Annotated in this window: 32 protein-coding genes; all 32 read right to left on the bottom strand. The window is 44.9% G+C overall.

Annotation, left to right across the window (positions count from 1 at the left end; translation table 11 throughout):
• Positions 1 to 41: 41 nt before the first annotated feature.
• Positions 42 to 986: a DNA-directed RNA polymerase subunit alpha gene (locus BM003_RS14070; protein ID WP_093674155.1), complete on the bottom strand. Its 945-nt coding sequence runs from the start codon at positions 984 to 986 to the stop codon at positions 42 to 44.
• Between the two features lie 159 nt (positions 987 to 1145).
• On the bottom strand, positions 1146 to 1538 hold the full coding sequence (rpsK, locus tag BM003_RS14065; RefSeq protein WP_093674153.1) for a 30S ribosomal protein S11: 393 nt from the start codon (positions 1536 to 1538) through the stop codon (positions 1146 to 1148).
• Between the two features lie 21 nt (positions 1539 to 1559).
• Positions 1560 to 1925 carry a 30S ribosomal protein S13 gene (gene rpsM / locus BM003_RS14060; RefSeq protein WP_023511433.1) on the bottom strand — a complete coding sequence of 122 codons (366 nt, stop codon included), beginning with the start codon at positions 1923 to 1925 and terminating at the stop codon, positions 1560 to 1562.
• Between the two features lie 19 nt (positions 1926 to 1944).
• Positions 1945 to 2058, bottom strand: coding sequence for a 50S ribosomal protein L36 (gene rpmJ, locus BM003_RS14055; protein WP_023511434.1), 114 nt, complete (start codon positions 2056 to 2058; stop codon positions 1945 to 1947).
• A gap of 31 nt (positions 2059 to 2089) precedes the next feature.
• Complete coding sequence (gene infA / locus BM003_RS14050) at positions 2090 to 2308, bottom strand: translation initiation factor IF-1 (RefSeq protein ID WP_010024579.1); 219 nt, start codon at positions 2306 to 2308, stop codon at positions 2090 to 2092.
• On the bottom strand, positions 2301 to 2624 hold the full coding sequence (locus tag BM003_RS14045) for a KOW domain-containing RNA-binding protein (protein ID WP_093674151.1): 324 nt from the start codon (positions 2622 to 2624) through the stop codon (positions 2301 to 2303). Before BM003_RS14045 ends, infA begins: the two co-directional genes overlap by 8 nt.
• A 16-nt stretch (positions 2625 to 2640) precedes the next feature.
• The gene (gene map / locus BM003_RS14040; protein ID WP_093674149.1) at positions 2641 to 3390 is read right to left on the bottom strand and encodes a type I methionyl aminopeptidase; all 750 of its coding nucleotides are present in this window, start codon (positions 3388 to 3390) and stop codon (positions 2641 to 2643) included.
• The gene (locus BM003_RS14035) at positions 3387 to 4040 is read right to left on the bottom strand and encodes an adenylate kinase (protein WP_093674147.1); all 654 of its coding nucleotides are present in this window, start codon (positions 4038 to 4040) and stop codon (positions 3387 to 3389) included. Before BM003_RS14035 ends, map begins: the two co-directional genes overlap by 4 nt.
• A gap of 34 nt (positions 4041 to 4074) precedes the next feature.
• A complete protein-coding gene (gene secY / locus BM003_RS14030) occupies positions 4075 to 5364 on the bottom strand; it encodes a preprotein translocase subunit SecY (protein ID WP_093674145.1) in 1290 nt (429 codons plus the stop codon).
• Positions 5364 to 5804, bottom strand: coding sequence for a 50S ribosomal protein L15 (gene rplO / locus BM003_RS14025; RefSeq protein WP_093674143.1), 441 nt, complete (start codon positions 5802 to 5804; stop codon positions 5364 to 5366). Before rplO ends, secY begins: the two co-directional genes overlap by 1 nt.
• Positions 5805 to 5838: 34 nt before the next feature.
• Positions 5839 to 6027: a 50S ribosomal protein L30 gene (gene rpmD / locus BM003_RS14020; RefSeq protein WP_093674141.1), complete on the bottom strand. Its 189-nt coding sequence runs from the start codon at positions 6025 to 6027 to the stop codon at positions 5839 to 5841.
• A gap of 13 nt (positions 6028 to 6040) precedes the next feature.
• Complete coding sequence (gene rpsE, locus BM003_RS14015; RefSeq protein ID WP_093674139.1) at positions 6041 to 6541, bottom strand: 30S ribosomal protein S5; 501 nt, start codon at positions 6539 to 6541, stop codon at positions 6041 to 6043.
• Positions 6542 to 6559: 18 nt separating this feature from the next.
• On the bottom strand, positions 6560 to 6922 hold the full coding sequence (rplR, locus tag BM003_RS14010) for a 50S ribosomal protein L18 (protein ID WP_093674137.1): 363 nt from the start codon (positions 6920 to 6922) through the stop codon (positions 6560 to 6562).
• Between the two features lie 38 nt (positions 6923 to 6960).
• Positions 6961 to 7497 carry a 50S ribosomal protein L6 gene (rplF, locus tag BM003_RS14005; RefSeq protein WP_093674135.1) on the bottom strand — a complete coding sequence of 179 codons (537 nt, stop codon included), beginning with the start codon at positions 7495 to 7497 and terminating at the stop codon, positions 6961 to 6963.
• A gap of 27 nt (positions 7498 to 7524) precedes the next feature.
• On the bottom strand, positions 7525 to 7923 hold the full coding sequence (gene rpsH / locus BM003_RS14000; protein ID WP_093674133.1) for a 30S ribosomal protein S8: 399 nt from the start codon (positions 7921 to 7923) through the stop codon (positions 7525 to 7527).
• A 33-nt stretch (positions 7924 to 7956) separates the two neighbouring features.
• Complete coding sequence (locus tag BM003_RS13995) at positions 7957 to 8142, bottom strand: type Z 30S ribosomal protein S14 (RefSeq protein ID WP_093674131.1); 186 nt, start codon at positions 8140 to 8142, stop codon at positions 7957 to 7959.
• Between the two features lie 20 nt (positions 8143 to 8162).
• Positions 8163 to 8705, bottom strand: coding sequence for a 50S ribosomal protein L5 (gene rplE, locus BM003_RS13990; RefSeq protein ID WP_093674129.1), 543 nt, complete (start codon positions 8703 to 8705; stop codon positions 8163 to 8165).
• A 29-nt stretch (positions 8706 to 8734) separates the two neighbouring features.
• Positions 8735 to 9043, bottom strand: a complete 309-nt coding sequence (rplX, locus tag BM003_RS13985; RefSeq protein WP_093674188.1) for a 50S ribosomal protein L24 — start codon at positions 9041 to 9043, stop codon at positions 8735 to 8737.
• Between the two features lie 44 nt (positions 9044 to 9087).
• A complete protein-coding gene (rplN, locus tag BM003_RS13980) occupies positions 9088 to 9456 on the bottom strand; it encodes a 50S ribosomal protein L14 (protein WP_093674127.1) in 369 nt (122 codons plus the stop codon).
• A gap of 41 nt (positions 9457 to 9497) precedes the next feature.
• Positions 9498 to 9770, bottom strand: coding sequence for a 30S ribosomal protein S17 (gene rpsQ / locus BM003_RS13975; protein WP_093674125.1), 273 nt, complete (start codon positions 9768 to 9770; stop codon positions 9498 to 9500).
• 17 nt (positions 9771 to 9787) lie between these two features.
• Positions 9788 to 9991: a 50S ribosomal protein L29 gene (rpmC, locus tag BM003_RS13970; protein ID WP_093674123.1), complete on the bottom strand. Its 204-nt coding sequence runs from the start codon at positions 9989 to 9991 to the stop codon at positions 9788 to 9790.
• On the bottom strand, positions 9981 to 10415 hold the full coding sequence (gene rplP / locus BM003_RS13965; RefSeq protein ID WP_093674121.1) for a 50S ribosomal protein L16: 435 nt from the start codon (positions 10413 to 10415) through the stop codon (positions 9981 to 9983). Before rplP ends, rpmC begins: the two co-directional genes overlap by 11 nt.
• A gap of 2 nt (positions 10416 to 10417) precedes the next feature.
• Positions 10418 to 11077, bottom strand: a complete 660-nt coding sequence (gene rpsC / locus BM003_RS13960; RefSeq protein WP_093674119.1) for a 30S ribosomal protein S3 — start codon at positions 11075 to 11077, stop codon at positions 10418 to 10420.
• A gap of 3 nt (positions 11078 to 11080) precedes the next feature.
• Positions 11081 to 11422, bottom strand: a complete 342-nt coding sequence (rplV, locus tag BM003_RS13955) for a 50S ribosomal protein L22 (RefSeq protein ID WP_093674117.1) — start codon at positions 11420 to 11422, stop codon at positions 11081 to 11083.
• Positions 11423 to 11440: 18 nt separating this feature from the next.
• Positions 11441 to 11722 carry a 30S ribosomal protein S19 gene (gene rpsS / locus BM003_RS13950; RefSeq protein ID WP_093674115.1) on the bottom strand — a complete coding sequence of 94 codons (282 nt, stop codon included), beginning with the start codon at positions 11720 to 11722 and terminating at the stop codon, positions 11441 to 11443.
• Positions 11723 to 11764: 42 nt separating this feature from the next.
• Complete coding sequence (rplB, locus tag BM003_RS13945; protein ID WP_093674113.1) at positions 11765 to 12598, bottom strand: 50S ribosomal protein L2; 834 nt, start codon at positions 12596 to 12598, stop codon at positions 11765 to 11767.
• A 28-nt stretch (positions 12599 to 12626) separates the two neighbouring features.
• The gene (rplW, locus tag BM003_RS13940) at positions 12627 to 12917 is read right to left on the bottom strand and encodes a 50S ribosomal protein L23 (protein ID WP_093674111.1); all 291 of its coding nucleotides are present in this window, start codon (positions 12915 to 12917) and stop codon (positions 12627 to 12629) included.
• The gene (gene rplD, locus BM003_RS13935) at positions 12917 to 13540 is read right to left on the bottom strand and encodes a 50S ribosomal protein L4 (RefSeq protein WP_093674109.1); all 624 of its coding nucleotides are present in this window, start codon (positions 13538 to 13540) and stop codon (positions 12917 to 12919) included. Before rplD ends, rplW begins: the two co-directional genes overlap by 1 nt.
• A gap of 17 nt (positions 13541 to 13557) precedes the next feature.
• Complete coding sequence (gene rplC, locus BM003_RS13930; protein WP_093674107.1) at positions 13558 to 14196, bottom strand: 50S ribosomal protein L3; 639 nt, start codon at positions 14194 to 14196, stop codon at positions 13558 to 13560.
• Positions 14197 to 14226: 30 nt separating this feature from the next.
• Positions 14227 to 14535 carry a 30S ribosomal protein S10 gene (rpsJ, locus tag BM003_RS13925; protein WP_010024543.1) on the bottom strand — a complete coding sequence of 103 codons (309 nt, stop codon included), beginning with the start codon at positions 14533 to 14535 and terminating at the stop codon, positions 14227 to 14229.
• A 296-nt stretch (positions 14536 to 14831) separates the two neighbouring features.
• The gene (tuf, locus tag BM003_RS13920) at positions 14832 to 16019 is read right to left on the bottom strand and encodes an elongation factor Tu (protein ID WP_093674105.1); all 1188 of its coding nucleotides are present in this window, start codon (positions 16017 to 16019) and stop codon (positions 14832 to 14834) included.
• 144 nt (positions 16020 to 16163) lie between these two features.
• Positions 16164 to 18242, bottom strand: a complete 2079-nt coding sequence (gene fusA / locus BM003_RS13915; protein WP_093674103.1) for an elongation factor G — start codon at positions 18240 to 18242, stop codon at positions 16164 to 16166.
• Positions 18243 to 18259: the final 17 nt, after the last annotated feature.

Genomic DNA, 18259 nt, shown 5'->3' with positions numbered 1-18259 from the left:
TTTGCGCAAAAAAGAAAAATAATCCCTTGTCTACTAACTGGTTACTCTTCGATTCTCAGCCCAAGGCCAAGGTCATGCAGCTTTTCTTCAACTTCTTCAAGAGACTTACGTCCAAGATTCCGAACCTTCATCATGTCTTCTTCACTCTTCTGGGTCAGTTCTTGAACTGTATTGATTCCGGCGCGTTTCAAACAATTGTAAGACCTTACAGAAAGATCAAGCTCTTCAATCGTCATTTCAAGAACTTTTTCTTTCTTGTCCTCTTCTTTCTCGATCATGATCTCAGCTTTTTGCGCTTGATCAGTCAAACCGACAAAGATATTAAGATGTTCAGTCAGAATTTTGGCACCCAAAGCAATTGCCTCTTCCGGACGGATGCTTCCATCTGTCCAGACATCAAGCGTCAGCTTATCGTAGTTAGCCACCTGACCGACTCTGGTCTTCTCCACTTGATAGTTCACACGTGTGACCGGTGTGTAAATTGAATCAATCGGAATAACAGCAATAGGCAGATCTTCGGATTTGTTTCCTTCAGCAGGTACATAACCGCGACCTTTCTTAGCAATCATTCTCACATGGAAGTGGGCGCCTTCGTCAAGCGTCGCAATTTCCAATTCAGGATTCAGTATTTCCACGTCACTGTCGTGAACAATATCGGCAGCTGTTACTTTCCCGGCTCTCTGAACGTCAATTTCCAATGTCTTCTCTTCATCCGAATAAAGCTTCAAGCAAAGCTTTTTGATATTCAGGATGATTGCCGTTACATCTTCCACAACGCCTTCAATGGTAGAAAATTCATGAAGCACAGTGTCAAACTGTACCGTTGTTACAGCCGCGCCTGGGAGGGATGAAAGTAAAATTCGACGTAAAGAATTACCCAGAGTCGTGCCGTATCCACGTTCGAGCGGTTCAACAACAAACTTCCCGTAACTTCCGTCGTCTGCTATTTCAACCGTGTCGATCTTTGGCTTTTCGATCTCAATCATCAAATATAAACCCTCCTTCAAAACGTCGATACTTTGGTCAGCGCGCGTTGGCCAAAGTGTTTAATTACCCACTTCATAGGGCTTACGGCGTGCTTCTCAGATCGGTGTACACGTTTAGTCATAGTTGCATTATTAACAGATTAATAGCGAGCTATACAATCAAACGCGACGACGTTTCGGAGGACGGCAACCGTTGTGAGGAACCGGAGTAACGTCGCGGATTGTGGTCACTTCAAGTCCAACTGCCTGAAGCGCACGAATTGCGGCTTCACGACCGGCACCTGGTCCTTTGACGGATACTTCAACACTCTTCATACCGCTGTCCATTGCGTTTTTACCTGCCGCTTCCGCTGCAGTTTGAGCCGCGAAAGGAGTGGATTTCCTAGAGCCTTTGAAACCAAGGCCGCCTGCACTTGCCCAAGAAATCGCATTTCCGTGCGGATCAGTAATGGTCACAATTGTGTTATTGAATGTCGAACGGATATGTGCCACCCCGTTTTCGACATTTCTTTTAACCCGGCGTTTACGCGTACGTTGTTGTGCTTTTGCCATAAATGTTTAACCCTCCTTTACTTATTTCTTTTTGCCAGCCATCGTACGCTTTGGACCTTTACGCGTACGTGAGTTGTTTTTTGTGTTTTGTCCGCGAACCGGCAGACCTCTGCGGTGGCGGATGCCTCTATATGAACCAATTTCAATAAGTCTCTTGATATTCAGAGAAACTTCGCGGCGAAGATCGCCTTCAACGCGATAGTGGTCAACCACTTCACGAATGCGTGTCTGTTCTTCTTCAGTCAGGTCACGCACACGTGTGTCTTCGGAAACGTTAGCCTCAGCCAAAATTTTCTTAGCTGTTGCCGGGCCAATTCCGAAGATGTAAGTTAGAGAAATAACCACGCGTTTTTCTCTTGGAATGTCGATACCTGCAATACGAGCCATACGTCAGAGCACCTCCTTTTTAACCTTGTCTTTGTTTATGTTTTGGATTTTCACAAATCACCATGACAACACCTTTACGGCGGACAATCTTACATTTTTCACAAATTTTCTTTACTGATGGTCTTACTTTCATTATTGAACCCTCCTTATACACCGCAGAGCAATTATTTATGCCTGAACGTAATGCGGCCGCGTGACACATCATATGGCGACAACTCGACCGTTACTTTATCTCCCGGTAAGATACGAATAAAGTGCATACGAATCTTCCCGGATACATGAGCTAAAATCTTATGGCCATTCTCCAATTCCACACGAAACATTGCATTTGGCAGTGGTTCGATAACGGTGCCTTCAACTTCAATGACATCTTCCTTAGCCATCGGCTGACTCACCCTTCCTCTTGTTACTGATTTCTCCATCCAAATAATGTGCGATAGCGAAACGCAGCTTTCCGTTTGTTACGCGTCCAATGTCGCGCAGACTTTTCTGTACTTCGACAGATATATATGATTGAAGTTCAAGATGGCTGATGTTCTTCTTCTTCGCATTGTCAAACTTTCTCTTGTCACCATCCGCAATTTCAACAAAACGATGATCGATAAGCCGCACAATGACAAAATAAGAACCCGATTCTTTTCCCTTCAGCACGCGGACGAGCTGACCGGGAACAGGTAAAGGGGCTTGATCACTACCCATCAATCATCACCTTCACTTATTGCTTTGTCAAGATTTCATTTCCATTTTCCGTAATCACGATCGTGTGTTCATAATGAGCACAATTTCTTCCATCCTGAGTCATCAGAGTCCAATCATCGTCTCCAACCATCCAGATATCACGACTGCCTTCGTTAACCAAAGGTTCAATCGCCAGCACCATTCCAGGTTTCAATATCGGACCCCGACCGGGCCGACCGTAATTTGGCACATCCGGCGCTTCATGAAGATCATGTCCAACACCATGACCGGTCAATTCACGTACGACAGAAAATCCATTTGACTCAGCATATCTTTGAACCGCATGGGAGATATTAGATAGCCGCGTTCCAGGCTTTGCTTCATCAATTCCCTTGTAAAGCGATTCTTCCGTCGTTTCCAAAAGCCTTCGGGTCGTTTCAGAAATCATGCCCACGGGGAAAGTCCAGGCGGAGTCTGCATGAAAGTCTTCATACTTGGCACCAATATCGATACTGATAATGTCTCCGTCCTGCAAAACATAGGAACCAGGAATACCATGGGCCAACTGATCGTTGACGGACGTACAGATACTGTTTGAAAAACCATCATATCCTTTGAACGATGGTTCAGCTCCAGCACTCCTTATCAAGCGCTCTGCCAGCGTATCGAGTTCAATCGTCGATATACCGGGACGAATAGCCTGGCTCAAGCTTTTCAATGTTTGAGCCACTATTTTCCCTGCTATGCGGATTCTGCTCAATTCCTCAATCGTCTTCCGCGTGATCACTTTGTGAGAACGCCCAAGATCTCTGAAACTTCCTGGAAAACATCAGTGATCTGCTGATCTCCATTAATTGTTTTCAAAGATCCCTTCGCTTCATAAAAGTCGAGCAGTGGTTGCTGTTGGCTCATATTTACTTGCAGTCGTTCATGTACCGTTGCTTCGTTGTCATCCGCGCGTTGGTTCAAAGCGCCGCCACACTTGTCGCAAACGCCCTCTTTCGCAGGAGGATTAAACGTCAAATGGTATGTCGCTCCGCACTCGGAACAGATTCTGCGGCCCGTAAGTCGAGTAAGCAGTTTCTCAGGATCAACACGAATATAAAGAACTGCATCAATCTTCTTTCCTTTTTCCGACATCATCTGATCAAGCGCTTCTGCCTGCTCAACCGTCCGCGGAAAACCGTCCAGAAGAAAGCCTTTATCCGTATCGCTCTCGGACAAGCGTTCATTAACAATACCGATCGTCACTTCATCAGGAACAAGCGCGCCTTGATCAATAAAAGACTTCGCTTTTTTTCCTAATGGTGTGCCGCCCTTAATTGCCGCACGAAACATGTCACCTGTTGAAATATGAGGATAACCGAACTTATCAACAATTTGCTCTGCCTGTGTACCCTTACCAGCACCAGGCAGTCCCATTAAAATAAGGTTCATTGTATTCCTCCTGACTCGTTCACTGCAAGCAGCCTTACCTTTTTCTAATAAAGCCTTGATAGTTTTTCTTAATCAATTGGCTTTCAATACGTTTCATTGTATCAAGCGCAACCCCGACAACAATCAGCAAACTCGTTCCGCCTATTCTGGCGCTTGTCGGCAAATCGCCTAACTCGCCAAACACGATCGGAAGCAATGATATAACTGAAAGGAAAATGGCACCGAGGAAAGTCAGGCGATAGAGAATTTTAGTAATGTAATTCTCCGTACTCTTTCCAGGACGAATTCCTGGAATATAACCGCCCTGCTCACCAAGATTTTTCGCCATTTTCTCAGGATTAACCTGAACAAACGTATAGAAATAGGTAAAGGCAATGATCAATGCCGCGTAAATGATCATTCCGTAAACCGTTGAATAGTCGAACACGCGAATAATCCACGCGGTCACATTATTCTGCGGAAAAAAGCGAGCAATCGTTGGCGGTGTAATCATCAGTGAAATTGCGAAGATTACTGGAATGACACCGGCAGCATTCACCTTAATTGGCAAATGTGTTGGTTCCACACTGTATGTCTTCGTTCCAATTGTCCGTTTCGCATATTGAATCGGAATCTTTCGCATCCCTTGCTGTACAAAGATGGTTCCAACAACAATAAGCAAAACAATAAAGACAATGGCAAGCAATCCAAGTACTTCCATAAATGTGTTGGTTGACGAAGCAAACCGCTGAGCGTAAATTTGGCTGACAGCAGTAGGGATACGGGCAACAATTCCAGCAAAGATAATAATGGAAATGCCGTTGCCTACGCCATAAGCGGTAATCTGATCACCCAGCCATACGAGAAAAGCCGTACCAGTTGTCAGTACCAATGCAATGATCAGAAAGGTCCAGATGGTTGGATTGCTAACCAACCCTTGGTAATTGTTACTGAACGTGTAGGAAAGTCCGAGTGCTTCGATAAATCCTAAAACAATCGTCCCATACCTAGTCAGTTGATTCAGCTTGCGCCTTCCCATTTCCCCTTGTTTCGACCATTCTGTCAGCTTTGGCACAACATCCATTTGCAGCAGCTGCACAATAATCGATGCCGTGATGTATGGCATAATGCCCATGGAGAAAATAGAGAAATTCTCCAATGCGCCGCCACCAAAGGTGTTAAACAAGCCGAAGGCACTTGAATCGCTGAAATTGATCAGCTCTGTATTAATATCCGGAACGGGAATGAATGTCCCGATCCGAAATATAATGAGCATAAGCAGTGTGAATACTATTTTTCGGCGAATTTCGGCTTCTCGCCACATACTGGAAAGCACTTGAAACATCAAATCACCTCAATGTTTCCGCCGGCAGCTTCAATTGCTTCTTTGGCAGAAGCAGAGAATTTATGCGCCTTAACTGTCAATTTCGTTTCAAGCTTGCCTTCACCCAAAACTTTAACGCCATCATTCAATTTCCGGATTACTCGAGTTTCAAGCAACAGTTCCGGAGTAATTTCTGTTCCGTCTTCGAAACGATTCAGTTTGTCAACGTTAATCACTGCATAGATTTTGCGAGTAGGGTTTTTAAAGCCCTTCTTTGGCAATCTCTGAAGCAATGGATTCTGTCCGCCTTCAAAACCGAGACGTACCCTGCCGCCTGAACGGGATTTCTGTCCTTTTTGTCCTCGACCAGATGTTTTGCCAAGTCCTGAACCGTAGCCGCGTCCTACTCTCTTGCGGGTAAACCGAGAACCTTCAGCTGGTTTCAATTCATGGAGTTTCATCTTGGCACCTCCTTATTCTCAATTTCGTTCACAATCAATCATTAAGTTCGCGTACTGCCAAAAGGTGGGATACCTTATTGATCATGCCGCGAATTGCCGGATTATCATCTTGCACAACTGTTTGATAAGTTTTTCTAAGGCCAAGCGTTCTTACCGTCACGCGTTGTGATTCAGGACGTCCGATCACACTATGTTTGAGGGTAATTTCCAATTTTTTAGCCAATCCTGTTCCCTCCTTATCCGAGCAGTTCTTCTACTGATTTGCCACGCAGCTTTGCCACTTGTTCAACGCGTTTCAGGCTTTGCAAGCCTTCAACGGTTGCGCGAACCATGTTAATCGGATTGTTGGATCCGAGAGACTTAGAAAGAATGTCACCCAGTCCTGACAATTCGAGTACGGCGCGGACAGGGCCGCCGGCAATGATTCCGGTACCTTCGGAAGCTGGTTTAAGCAATACGCTGCCAGCTCCTGAATGACCCGTTATTTGATGAGGAATGGTTGTGTTCACGATCGGAACATTGAATACATTCTTCTTTGCGTCCTCAATCGCTTTGCGAATGGCTTCAGGCACTTCGTGAGCTTTTCCCTGACCATAACCTACATTACCTTTTTTGTCGCCAACAACAACCAGCGCTGAAAAACGGAACCTGCGTCCGCCTTTAACTACTTTCGCTACGCGGTTAATCGTTACGACGCGTTCTTCAAATTCTGATTTATTGCGATCATTATTAGCCATGGATTCCCCTCCTTAATGTTAAAATTTAAGTCCTGCTTCTCGGGCGCCTTCAGCTACAGCCTTGACACGTCCGTGATAGATGTAACCACTGCGGTCAAATACTACCGCACTGATTCCTTTTTCAATGGCACGTTCGCCGATCATTGCGCCAACTTTCTTAGCTGCTGCAACATCGCTGCCTTTTTCAAGATCAAATGCTTTGTCAATCGATGAAGAGGAAACAATAGTTACACCCTTCGCGTCATCAATTAACTGAGCATAAATATTCTTGGAAGAACGAAAAACGTTCAAACGCGGACGTTCTGCAGTACCCACGATGCGGTGGCGTACATGAAGATGTCTCTTCTGACGAAGCGCGTTCTTGTCTTTTTTGGTAATCATACAGTCGGTCGCTCCTTTCTAGCAAAAGTTGAATAAAATTACTTACCTGTTTTACCTTCCTTACGACGCACTTTTTCGCCTTCATAGCGAATTCCCTTGCCTTTATAAGGTTCAGGAGCGCGAACGGAACGAATATTTGCGGCAACTTCGCCGACACGCTGTTTGTCGATTCCAGTAACGGAAATCTTGTTATTGCCTTCAACAGCGAGTTCAATTCCTTCTTCAGGAACGATTTCTACCGGATGAGAGTAGCCGACATTCAGAACCAAGTTATTGCCTTGTTTGTTAGCACGGTATCCGACGCCGACAAGTTCCAAATTCTTAACGAAACCCTTCGTCACGCCTTCGACCATATTGCTAATCAAACTACTTGTCGTACCGTGCAAAGCGCGGTGCTGGTTTGAATCGTCAGGTCGTTCAACTTTCACTTCATTGTTTTCCTGTTTGATGATCATATCCGGATGGAATTTCCGGGATAATTCACCCTTAGGACCCTTGACCGTTACAGTCTGGGCATCAATCGTAACCGTCACACCATCAGGAATGGCTGTCGGTCTTAATCCTATACGAGACATTAAGACACCTCCAATCTTGTTTACTGATTACCAAATGTATGCAAGCACTTCTCCGCCAACTTTTTGTTGACGTGCTTCTTTGTCCGTAATAATACCTTTTGATGTTGACACAAGCGCAATACCGAGACCGCCAAGAACTTTCGGCACCTCGTCAGCCTTCGCATAAACGCGAAGACCTGGCTTGCTAATTCTTTTCAATCCAGAAATAACGCGTTCTTTGCTACCGCTGTATTTCAGAATCAGTCGAAGCACACCTTGTTTGTTATCTTCAATATACTCAACTTCTTTAATGAATCCTTCGCGTTTCAGGATCTCAGCAATTTCCTTCTTGATTCTGGAACCTGGCAACTCAATTTGTTCGTGACGAACAATATTGGCGTTACGAATGCGGGTCAGCATATCTGCAATCGGATCTGTCATGACCATGCAAATCGACCTCCTTCCCTATCACTTAAAATTTTACCAACTAGCTTTTCTAACACCTGGGATTTGTCCTTTATGGGCAAGTTCGCGAAAACAAATTCTGCATAATTTGAATTTCCTAAGAACCGAATGAGGACGTCCGCAGCGTTCACAGCGTGTGTATTCCTGCACTTTGAATTTTTTTGGGCGATGTGATGAGACAAGCATTGATTTTTTTGCCAAAATTCATATCCTCCTTGCGATTATTTTTTAACGAACGGCATGCCTAGCAGCGCAAGCAACTCTGCTGCTTCTTCATCAGTGTTGGCAGACGTTACAATAACGATGTCCATACCGCGTACTTTATCGATTTTATCATAATCAATTTCAGGGAAAATCAATTGTTCGCGGATACCCAGTGTATAGTTGCCGCGGCCGTCAAATGCTTTCTTTGAAACGCCACGGAAATCACGTACACGGGGAAGGGCAACAGTAACCAGCTTATCAAGAAAATCATACATACGATCTTTTCTAAGCGTTACCTTTGTACCAATTGCAACACCTTCACGAAGCTTGAATGCAGCGATTGATTTTTTGGCACGTGTGATAACCGGTTTCTGGCCTGACAATGCAGTCAAATCTTCTACCGCGCTATCAAGAACCTTAGAGTTATGAACAGCTTCACCAACACCCATATTAATGACTACTTTTTGGATTGCTGGTACCTGCATAACAGATGTATAGTTAAACTTTTCAATTAAAGCCGGGACAACTTCCTTGTCATACTTCTCTTTAAAACGGCTCATGTGTTTACCTCCTTTCACAGACAATCGGCTTACTCAATAATTTCGCCTGATTTTTTAGATACACGAACTTTTTTTCCGTCTACTATCTTGCTACCTACGCGTGTAGGTTCATTTGTTTTTGGATCAAGCAGCATAACATTTGATACGTGAACAGGCGCCTCATGTTCGAGGATACCGCCTTGCGGAGCTGCCTGGCTTGGTTTTGAATGTTTCTTGATGATATTTACACCTTCAACAAGCACTCGTTCCTTTGCCGGATAAGCTGCAAGGATCACACCTTGTTTGCCTTTATCCTTACCGGAAATGACTTGAACCTTGTCGCCTTTTTTCACATGCAATTTTGCCATGTTAAATGCCACCTCCTTTTCCTGACCATTCAGAATTACAATACTTCCGGTGCGAGAGACACGATTTTCATAAATTGTCCGTCACGCAATTCACGGGCAACCGGCCCAAAGATACGCGTGCCGCGAGGACTTTTGTCTTCTTTAATTAATACAACGGCGTTTTCGTCAAAACGGATGTAAGAACCATCATTACGTCTTACGCCATGTTTTGTGCGAACAACGACAGCTCGAACAACTTCGCCCTTCTTAACAACGCCACCTGGTGTTGCTTGTTTAACCGTAGCAACGATAAGATCACCAATATTAGCGGTCTTGCGGCCGGATCCGCCCAACACTTTGATGGTAAGAACTTCACGGGCACCTGAGTTGTCGGCAACTTTCAAACGGCTTTCCTGCTGAATCATAAAGTACAACCTCCCTTCGATCTTCGAACATGCTCGACAGATCAGATAATAACGGATTCCTCAACGATCTTCACAAGACGAAAACGTTTATCTTTAGAAAGTGGGCGAGTTTCAATGATTTCAACGATATCGCCGACTTTAGCTTGATTATTTTCATCATGCGCTTTGAATCTCTTGGAATACTTCACATGCTTTCCATAGAGACGGTGGTTTTTGTAAGTCTCAACAAGTACAGTAATGGTTTTTTCCATTTTGTCTGAGACAACACGACCAACCAGAACTTTACGTGCGTTCTTGCGTGTTTCTTCTGCCATTTGCGATAACCTCCTTCTCAGCCGTTTTGAACATTCAATTCACGTTCACGCAAAATCGTCTTTGCGCGAGCAATGGATTTGCGGACTTCACGAATGCGAGCCGGATTTTCCAATTGTCCGGTAGCGAGCTGGAAACGCAGATTAAATAATTCTTCTTTCAAAGACTTAACGTTTTTTTCAACTTCAGCAGTGGTCAAATTACGAATATCCTCAGCCTTCATTTGCGTCACCACCCACTTCTTCGCGTTTCACGATTTTCGTTTTAATAGGCAATTTATGGCTTGCAAGTCTTAAAGCCTCGTTTGCCACTTCTTCACTAATGCCACCGACTTCAAATAATACACGGCCGGGTTTTACAACAGCTACCCATCCTTCAGGAGCACCTTTACCAGAACCCATTCGGACATCAAGAGGTTTCTTTGTATATGATTTTTGTGGGAAAATCTTAATCCATACTTTTCCGCCACGTTTCATAAAACGTGTCATAGCAACACGAGCAGCTTCAATTTGACGGCTGCTGATCCATGCGGATTCAAGTGCCTGCAAGCCGTATTCGCCGAACGTTACCGAAGCGCCGCCTTTTGTCTGACCACGCATTCTTCCTCGATGCTGTCTACGATACTTTGTACGTTTAGGCATTAACATAATTATTTGCCTCCTTTCTTATTTGTCGTTCCTTTCGTCGGAAGTACTTCTCCGCGATAAATCCATACTTTTACACCGATTCTACCATAGGTAGTCGCTGCTTCAGCAGTACCGTAATCAATGTCGGCACGCAGCGTATGAAGCGGAACAGTACCTTCACTGTAATCCTCTGTACGCGCCATGTCGGCACCACCAAGACGGCCTGCGCATTGTGTCTTAATTCCCTTTGCGCCCGCTCTCATTGCTCTTTGCAGTGTCTGCTTTTGCGCGCGTCTCCATGAGATACGGCCTTCCAGCTGGCGAGCAATATTTTCAGCAACAAGCTTTGCATCAAGATCAGCTTGCTTGATTTCAAAAATATTAACGTGGACGCGTTTGCCGGTAAGATCATTTAATGCTTTTCGAAGGTTTTCAACTTCGGAACCGCCTTTACCAATGACCATACCTGGTTTCGCTGTCTTGATCGTTACATTAATCCGGTTCGCAGCACGTTCCAGTTCAATACCGGAAACGGCAGCATCCTTCAGCTTCTTTTCGATATATTGACGGATTTTGATATCTTCATGAAGATATTCCGCATATTCTTTGTCAGCATACCATTTAGATTCCCAGTCGCGAATGACTCCGACTCTGAATCCAATAGGATTAATTTTTTGACCCACGCGTTATCCCTCCTTCTTTTCCGATACAATAATTGTAATGTGGCTGGTCCGTTTGTTAATCTTGCTCGCACGGCCTTGGGCACGCGGGCGGAAGCGTTTCAGTGTTGCTCCCTCATCGACAAACGCCTGCTCAACATACAACGTTTCTGTATCCATGTCATAATTGTGTTCCGCATTGGCAATAGCGGATTTTAAAACTTTTTCAATAATTGGTGACGCTGATCTCTGTGTATTCTTCAACACAGCAATAGCGTAACCAACGTCCTTGCCCCTGATAAGATCGATAACAAGACGCGCCTTACGAGGAGCAATACGAATTTGTTTAGCGACAGCTTTTGCTTGCATCAAAAGTTCCTCCTTTCGTTAGCGTGCACTTGTTTTCTTATCAGAAGAAATATGTCCGCGATAAGTTCTTGTCGGAGCAAATTCTCCAAGTTTATGTCCTACCATGTCTTCTGTAACGTACACCGGAACATGCTTGCGTCCGTCATAGACAGCAATGGTATGACCGATAAATTCAGGGAAAATGGTCGATCTGCGGGACCATGTTTTAATAACTCTTTTTTCGTCTTTATCATTTAAACGGACAACTTTTGTCATCAAGTGATCATCGACAAAAGGCCCTTTTTTCAGGCTTCGGCTCATGAGTAGGCCTCCTTCCAAAATAAAATATCTATCCGGCAACTATTATTTCTTTTTACGGTGTCTAACAATGAACTGTTCAGAAGCATTTTTCTTGCTGCGTGTTTTGTAACCCATCGTCGGCTTGCCCCATGGTGACATTGGCGACTTGCGTCCGACTGGAGCTTTACCTTCACCACCACCATGCGGGTGATCGTTCGGGTTCATTACAGAACCGCGGACTGTTGGGCGAATGCCTTTCCAACGTGAGCGTCCTGCTTTACCAACAGAAACAAGTTCGTGTTCCAAATTTCCAACCTGACCAATAGTTGCGCGGCAAGTCTCAAGGACCATGCGTACTTCGCCGGAAACAAGACGGATCAGCACGTATTTGCCTTCTTTACCAAGAATTTGAGCAGAAGTTCCTGCAGAACGAACAAGTTGTCCGCCCTTTCCCGGTTTCAATTCAATATTGTGAATCGTGGTACCTACCGGAATGTTCTTCAGAGGAAGCGCATTTCCGACTTTAATGTCAGCATCGACGCCAGACATAATTTGTGTCCCAACTTTAATACCCTTAGGAGCAAGGATGTAACGTTTTTCTCCATCCGCATAGTGAATGAGTGCGATGTTGGCAGTACGGTTCGGATCATATTCGATCGTTGCGATTTTACCTGGCACGCCATCCTTATTGCGTTTGAAGTCAATAACACGATATTGACGTTTGTGGCCGCCGCCTTGGTGACGAACCGTCAGTCTGCCTTGATTGTTTCGGCCGGCCTTCTTAGGCAGCGACTTCAGCAATGATTTTTCCGGCGTATCTGTTGTGATTTCTGCGAAATCCAAAGATGTCATGTTTCTGCGACCGTTGGATGTCGGTTTATACTTTTTAAGTGGCACGATCAGTAACCTCCTTCTTTATTATTCCTTATTCGCCTTCGTAAAAGTTAAGTTCTTTGCTTTCCGGCGTCAAAGTGACAATCGCTTTTTTGCGGTTATTTGTATAGCCTGAATAGCGGCCGTAACGTTTTGGCTTACCTTTTACGTTCATCGTATTGACCTTAACGACTTTAACATCAAAGATAGCTTCCACCGCGCGTTTGATCTCAGACTTGTTTGCCTTCGTATCAACATCGAAAGTGTATTTCTTGTCTGCCATCTGATCCGTCGTGCGTTCAGTCAGCACGGGGCGCTTTATAATATCGCGAGGATCTTTCATTATCCAAGCACCTCCCCAAGCTTTGCTGCAGCTTCTTGAGTGACAATGAGTTTGTTATGCGCAACAACGTCAAGTACATTGACTTCGTTTGCGGCAAGCACCTTTACACCAGGGATATTACGGGACGACAAAACAGCTGTTTCATTAACATCACTAGTTACAATCAGTGCCTTTTCTGATACGGAAAGATTGTTCAACAGGGCAATAATTTCTTTTGTTTTCGGAGCTTCAATCGTCAGTGCATCTAATACAATCAGATCGTTGTCTCCAACTTTGCCGGATAGTACCGACTTAATAGCAAGTCTGCGCACTTTCTTAGGCAATTTGTATGAGTAGCTGCGTGGTGTAGGCCCGAATACCGTACCACCGCCAACCCACTGTGGTGAGCGAATCGAGCCCTGACGAGCGCGACCGGTTCCTTTTTGTTTCCACGGCTTGCGGCCACCGCCGCGTACTGCAGAACGATTTTTTACAGCGTGTGTTCCTTGGCGTTGTGAAGCCTGTTGCATGACAACTGCTTGATAAACAACATGTTCGTTTGGTGTGATGCCGAATACAGCGTCTGCCAATTCAACAGCTCCAACTTCAGCGCCTTTCTGATCAAATACAGTTAATTTTGGCATGGAAGCGTCCTCCCTTCTTATTTAGCTTCTTTTGCTTTAAGTGCAGATTTTATAACAATGTAGCTTTTCTTAGCGCCCGGCACATTACCACTGATAAGAATCAGTTTGCGTTCCGGATCTACTTTTGCAATCACAAGGTTTTCAACAGTAACTGTCTCGCCACCCATACGGCCCGCCAGCTTTTTGCCTTTGAACACGTGAGCCGGATCAATAACACCCATAGAACCGGGACGACGGTGGTAACGGGAACCGTGAGTCATCGGTCCGCGTGATTGGTTGTTTCTCTTGATTGGGCCTTGGTAACCTTTACCTTTCGAAGTACCAGTTACGTCAACAACTTCTCCTGCTTTGAACGTGTCAGCTGTTACTTCTTTGCCCAGTTCGTAATCGTCTAAATTTACATTACGGAGTTCTTTAATGAAGCGCTTAGGTTCGGCTTTCGCTTTTTCAGCGTGTCCCTTTGCCGGTTTGGTAATTCGAGAAGCTTTTGCATTATCAAAACCGATCTGTACGGCTTCGTAGCCATCCGTTTCAACCGTCTTCTTTTGAAGAACGACATTGTCGGATACATCGACAACCGTAACAGGAATGACATCACCGTTTTCAGCAAAAATCTGAGTCATGCCGATCTTTTTGCCTAAGATTCCTTTGCTCATCCGTAACACCTCCTATTTGTCCTAGATAAATTATAATTTGATTTCAATGTCGACACCTGAAGGCAGATCCAATCTCATCAGTGAATCTACCGTTTGCGGTGTAGGCTCAACGATATCAACTAAGCGTTTGTGAGTACGCATTTCGAATTGTTCACGTGAATCTTTGTATTTGTGTACCGCACGTAAAATCGTATAAATCGATTTTTCGGTAGGAAGCGGAATCGGTCCGGACACCTTTGCACCTGAACGTTTTGCCGTTTCTACAATTTTTTCAGCGGATTGATCCAAAATACGGTGATCATATGCCTTTAAACGAATGCGAATCTTTTGCTTTGCCATGAAGTATTCCCTCCTTTTTTCGTCCATTTTTCAAAAATAGACTTGCTCCACGAAAATTTCCAGATAGCCCGCCTTGGCAAAGGAGCCGGGTGTATCTGCAACCTTCCGCATCATTGCCAAAAAACCAACTTCACTATTATACCTAAAACATAGGTACAAAGCAAGGCGAACCATCACTTTTTTCAGTGACTTATACATTATAAAGAGTTTTTTACGAAAGAGCAAACGAAAATACTATTTATTTATAGAAAATAAAAAAAGAGCTCTCAACGAGGAGAGCTCTTCTTTATCAACTATTATTCAACGATTTCAGATACGGAGCCGGCGCCTACTGTACGGCCGCCTTCACGAATAGAGAATTTCGTTCCCTGTTCGATAGCGATCGGAGCGAGCAGATCAACATCCATTTCAACGTTGTCGCCAGGCATTACCATTTCAGTTCCTTCAGGAAGATTAATGGTTCCTGTAACATCCGTTGTCCTGAAATAGAATTGCGGACGATAGTTTGTGAAGAATGGTGTATGACGTCCACCTTCTTCTTTTTTCAGAACGTAAACTTGGGCCTTGAATTTCTTGTGAGCAGTTACGGTACCTGGTTTAATCAAAACCTGGCCACGTTCAACGCCTTCACGGTCAACACCACGGAGCAAAGCGCCGATGTTGTCGCCTGCTTCAGCGAAGTCAAGTGTCTTACGGAACATTTCAACGCCCGTTACAATGGACTTCTTAGGAGCATCTGTCAAACCAAGGATTTCAACTTCGTCACCGATTTTAACCGTACCACGTTCAACACGTCCGGTTGCAACCGTACCACGACCTGTGATCGAGAATACGTCTTCGACAGGCATCATGAATGGCTTGTCATTTTCACGAACAGGAGTTGGGATGTATTCATCTACAGCTGCCATCAAGTCGAGAATATGTTGTTCTTCTGTAGCATCGCCTTGCAATGCTTTCAACGCGGAACCGCTGATTACAGGAACATCGTCACCTGGGTAGTCATATTCGCTAAGAAGATCACGAACTTCCATTTCAACGAGTTCAAGCAATTCTGGGTCATCAACCTGGTCTGTTTTGTTCAGGAAGACAACGATCGCAGGAACACCTACTTGGTTAGCAAGAAGGATGTGTTCACGAGTCTGTGGCATTGGGCCGTCCACTGCGGAAACAACGAGGATCGCTCCGTCCATTTGAGCAGCACCAGTGATCATGTTCTTTACATAATCGGCGTGTCCTGGGCAGTCAACGTGCGCATAGTGACGTGTATCTGTTTCATATTCAACGTGTGCAGTCGAAATTGTGATTCCGCGTTCACGTTCTTCAGGAGCACCATCGATGGAATCGTAAGCGCGAGCCTGAGCTTTACCTGATTTAGCCAATACAGTTGTAATAGCAGCTGTCAGAGTTGTTTTACCGTGGTCAACGTGACCAATTGTACCGATGTTAACATGGGGTTTTGTACGTTCATAATGTTCTTTAGCCATGGATTGTATAATCCTCCTTTAATTCATTAGAAAGTTTAATTTATATGCAGTAAGAAAGTCGGCAAGCTTGTGCCATCTTTCCTAGCTTACAATAAAACAATTGGTGTGACAATAAATTCAGCAAGCTGAATAACCGTTAAATCGTTATTCGCCGGTTGCCTTCTTGATAATCTCTTCACTAACGCTCTTCGGCACTGCTTCGTAGTGATCGAATTGCATTGTGAATGTTCCGCGTCCTTGGGTTGCGGAACGGAGGTTCGTCGCATAGCCGAACATTTCAGCGAGCGGAACATGGGAGCTGACAACTTGAACGCCTTGTCGCGCTTCCATGCCGTCAACGCGTCCACGACGGCTTGTGATATCACCCATAATATCTCCCAAATATTCTTCAGGCATGCTGACTTCGACTTTCATGATCGGTTCAAGAATTACCGGAGCGCAGACACTCTTTGAAGCTTTCAGTGCCATTGAAGCCGCAATCTTAAACGCCATTTCACTGGAATCGACATCGTGATAGGATCCATCAACAAGACTTGCTTTCACGTCAATTAATGGATACCCGGCGAGCAATCCGTTTTGGAGCGCATCTTTCAGACCCGCTTCAACCGCAGGAATGTATTCACGAGGAACCACACCACCGACGATTTTGTTTTCAAATACGAATCCTTCGCCCTCTTTTTGAGGTTCGAATTCGATCCAAACGTGACCGTACTGACCACGACCACCGGACTGACGAATAAATTTACCTTCAGCTCTTCCTGCCTTGGTCAACGTTTCGCGATAAGCAACTTGTGGGTTGCCGACATTCGCGTCAACCTTGAACTCACGGCGCATACGGTCAACGATAATATCGAGGTGAAGCTCACCCATACCACCAATGATGGTTTGGCCGGTCTCTTCATCCGTATGAGTCTTGAAGGTTGGATCTTCTTCAGCCAGTTTCGCAAGGGCGATGCCCATCTTATCCTGGTCAGCTTTCGATTTTGGTTCAATGGCAACGTGGATAACCGGGTCAGGGAATTCCATCGATTCGAGAACAATGAGGTGATCCTCATCGCACAGCGTATCTCCGGTTGTTGTATTTTTCAGGCCAACTGCAGCGGCGATATCGCCAGAGTAAACCTTTTTGATTTCGCTGCGGTGGTTGGCATGCATCTGAAGAATACGTCCCATACGTTCACGATTGTCTTTCGTTGAGTTCTGTACATAAGAACCCGCTTCGATCGATCCTGAGTAAACTCGGAAGAATGTCAGCTTACCAACAAATGGATCTGTCATTACTTTAAATGCTAATGCTGCGAACGGCGCATTGTCATCAGCCGGACGTGTCTCTTCTTCACCTGAATCCGGCACCGTACCTTTGATCGCTGGAACGTCAAGTGGTGAAGGGAGATAATCAATGCAGGCATCCAATACGTGCTGCACACCTTTATTTTTAAAGGCGGTACCGCACAGTACCGGATAGAATTTAACCGCACATGTCGCTTTACGAATTGCAGCTTTTAATTCTTCTACAGAGATTTCGTCGCCATTCAGATATTTTTCCATGAGATCGTCGTCTACGTCTGCAACAGCTTCAACGAGTTTTTCATGGTATTCTTCGGCTTGTTCCTTGTATTCAGCCGGAATCTCTTCCGCATCTACAATGGAGCCTTGGTCGTCTTCATAAACATACGCTTGCATGTTTACTAAGTCGATTTCGCCTAGATAATTGTCTTCAGCACCCATTGGCAATTGAATCGGGTGAGCATTCGCTTGAAGACGTTCATGCAGTGTGTTGCATGAATAGAGGAAATCAGCGCCGATCTTATCCATTTTATTAACAAACACTATTCTCGGTACACCATAAGTTGTCGCCTGACGCCAAACAGTTTCTGTTTGAGGCTCAACACCTGATTGTGCATCAAGAACGGTTACCGCACCGTCAAGCACGCGAAGCGAACGTTCTACTTCAACGGTAAAATCCACGTGCCCTGGGGTATCGATGATGTTAATTCGATGATTTTTCCATTGAGCGGTTGTCGCCGCGGATGTAATTGTAATTCCGCGTTCCTTTTCCTGATCCATCCAGTCCATTTGTGAAGCACCTTCATGGGTTTCACCAATCTTATGAATACGGCCTGAATAGAAGAGAATACGCTCGGTTGTTGTCGTCTTTCCGGCATCGATGTGCGCCATAATACCGATATTACGTGTCTTTTCCAAGGAGAATTCCCTTGCCATGGTTTTCTCTCCTTCCT

The sequence above is a fragment of the Sporolactobacillus nakayamae genome (genome assembly GCF_900113325.1).
In the GTDB taxonomy this organism is placed as follows: Bacteria; Bacillota; Bacilli; order Bacillales; family Sporolactobacillaceae; genus Sporolactobacillus; species Sporolactobacillus nakayamae.
The sequence above is the reverse complement of the archived record's forward strand: the minus strand, read 5'-3'. Positions and strand labels throughout refer to the sequence as shown.

Bases quoted from the DNA above. Each gene is read 5' to 3' on its own strand.
- BM003_RS14070 (WP_093674155.1), bottom strand. From the start codon at position 986: ATGATTGAGATCGAAAAGCCAAAGATCGACACGGTTGAAATAGCAGAC.
- rpsK (WP_093674153.1), bottom strand. From the start codon at position 1,538: ATGGCAAAAGCACAACAACGTACGCGTAAACGCCGGGTTAAAAGAAAT.
- rpsM (WP_023511433.1), bottom strand. From the start codon at position 1,925: ATGGCTCGTATTGCAGGTATCGACATTCCAAGAGAAAAACGCGTGGTT.
- rpmJ (WP_023511434.1), bottom strand. From the start codon at position 2,058: ATGAAAGTAAGACCATCAGTAAAGAAAATTTGTGAAAAATGTAAGATT.
- infA (WP_010024579.1), bottom strand. From the start codon at position 2,308: ATGGCTAAGGAAGATGTCATTGAAGTTGAAGGCACCGTTATCGAACCA.
- BM003_RS14045 (WP_093674151.1), bottom strand. From the start codon at position 2,624: ATGGGTAGTGATCAAGCCCCTTTACCTGTTCCCGGTCAGCTCGTCCGC.
- BM003_RS14035 (WP_093674147.1), bottom strand. From the start codon at position 4,040: ATGAACCTTATTTTAATGGGACTGCCTGGTGCTGGTAAGGGTACACAG.
- secY (WP_093674145.1), bottom strand. From the start codon at position 5,364: ATGTTTCAAGTGCTTTCCAGTATGTGGCGAGAAGCCGAAATTCGCCGA.
- rplO (WP_093674143.1), bottom strand. From the start codon at position 5,804: ATGAAACTCCATGAATTGAAACCAGCTGAAGGTTCTCGGTTTACCCGC.
- rpsE (WP_093674139.1), bottom strand. From the start codon at position 6,541: ATGGCTAATAATGATCGCAATAAATCAGAATTTGAAGAACGCGTCGTA.
- rplR (WP_093674137.1), bottom strand. From the start codon at position 6,922: ATGATTACCAAAAAAGACAAGAACGCGCTTCGTCAGAAGAGACATCTT.
- rplF (WP_093674135.1), bottom strand. From the start codon at position 7,497: ATGTCTCGTATAGGATTAAGACCGACAGCCATTCCTGATGGTGTGACG.
- rpsH (WP_093674133.1), bottom strand. From the start codon at position 7,923: ATGGTCATGACAGATCCGATTGCAGATATGCTGACCCGCATTCGTAAC.
- rplE (WP_093674129.1), bottom strand. From the start codon at position 8,705: ATGAGCCGTTTTAAAGAGAAGTATGACAAGGAAGTTGTCCCGGCTTTA.
- rplN (WP_093674127.1), bottom strand. From the start codon at position 9,456: ATGATTCAGCAGGAAAGCCGTTTGAAAGTTGCCGACAACTCAGGTGCC.
- rpsQ (WP_093674125.1), bottom strand. From the start codon at position 9,770: ATGGCAGAAGAAACACGCAAGAACGCACGTAAAGTTCTGGTTGGTCGT.
- rpmC (WP_093674123.1), bottom strand. From the start codon at position 9,991: ATGAAGGCTGAGGATATTCGTAATTTGACCACTGCTGAAGTTGAAAAA.
- rplP (WP_093674121.1), bottom strand. From the start codon at position 10,415: ATGTTAATGCCTAAACGTACAAAGTATCGTAGACAGCATCGAGGAAGA.
- rplV (WP_093674117.1), bottom strand. From the start codon at position 11,422: ATGCAAGCAAAAGCTGTCGCTAAACAAATTCGTATTGCTCCTCGTAAG.
- rpsS (WP_093674115.1), bottom strand. From the start codon at position 11,722: ATGAGCCGAAGCCTGAAAAAAGGGCCTTTTGTCGATGATCACTTGATG.
- rplW (WP_093674111.1), bottom strand. From the start codon at position 12,917: ATGAAAGATCCTCGCGATATTATAAAGCGCCCCGTGCTGACTGAACGC.
- rplD (WP_093674109.1), bottom strand. From the start codon at position 13,540: ATGCCAAAATTAACTGTATTTGATCAGAAAGGCGCTGAAGTTGGAGCT.
- rplC (WP_093674107.1), bottom strand. From the start codon at position 14,196: ATGAGCAAAGGAATCTTAGGCAAAAAGATCGGCATGACTCAGATTTTT.
- rpsJ (WP_010024543.1), bottom strand. From the start codon at position 14,535: ATGGCAAAGCAAAAGATTCGCATTCGTTTAAAGGCATATGATCACCGT.
- tuf (WP_093674105.1), bottom strand. From the start codon at position 16,019: ATGGCTAAAGAACATTATGAACGTACAAAACCCCATGTTAACATCGGT.
- fusA (WP_093674103.1), bottom strand. From the start codon at position 18,242: ATGGCAAGGGAATTCTCCTTGGAAAAGACACGTAATATCGGTATTATG.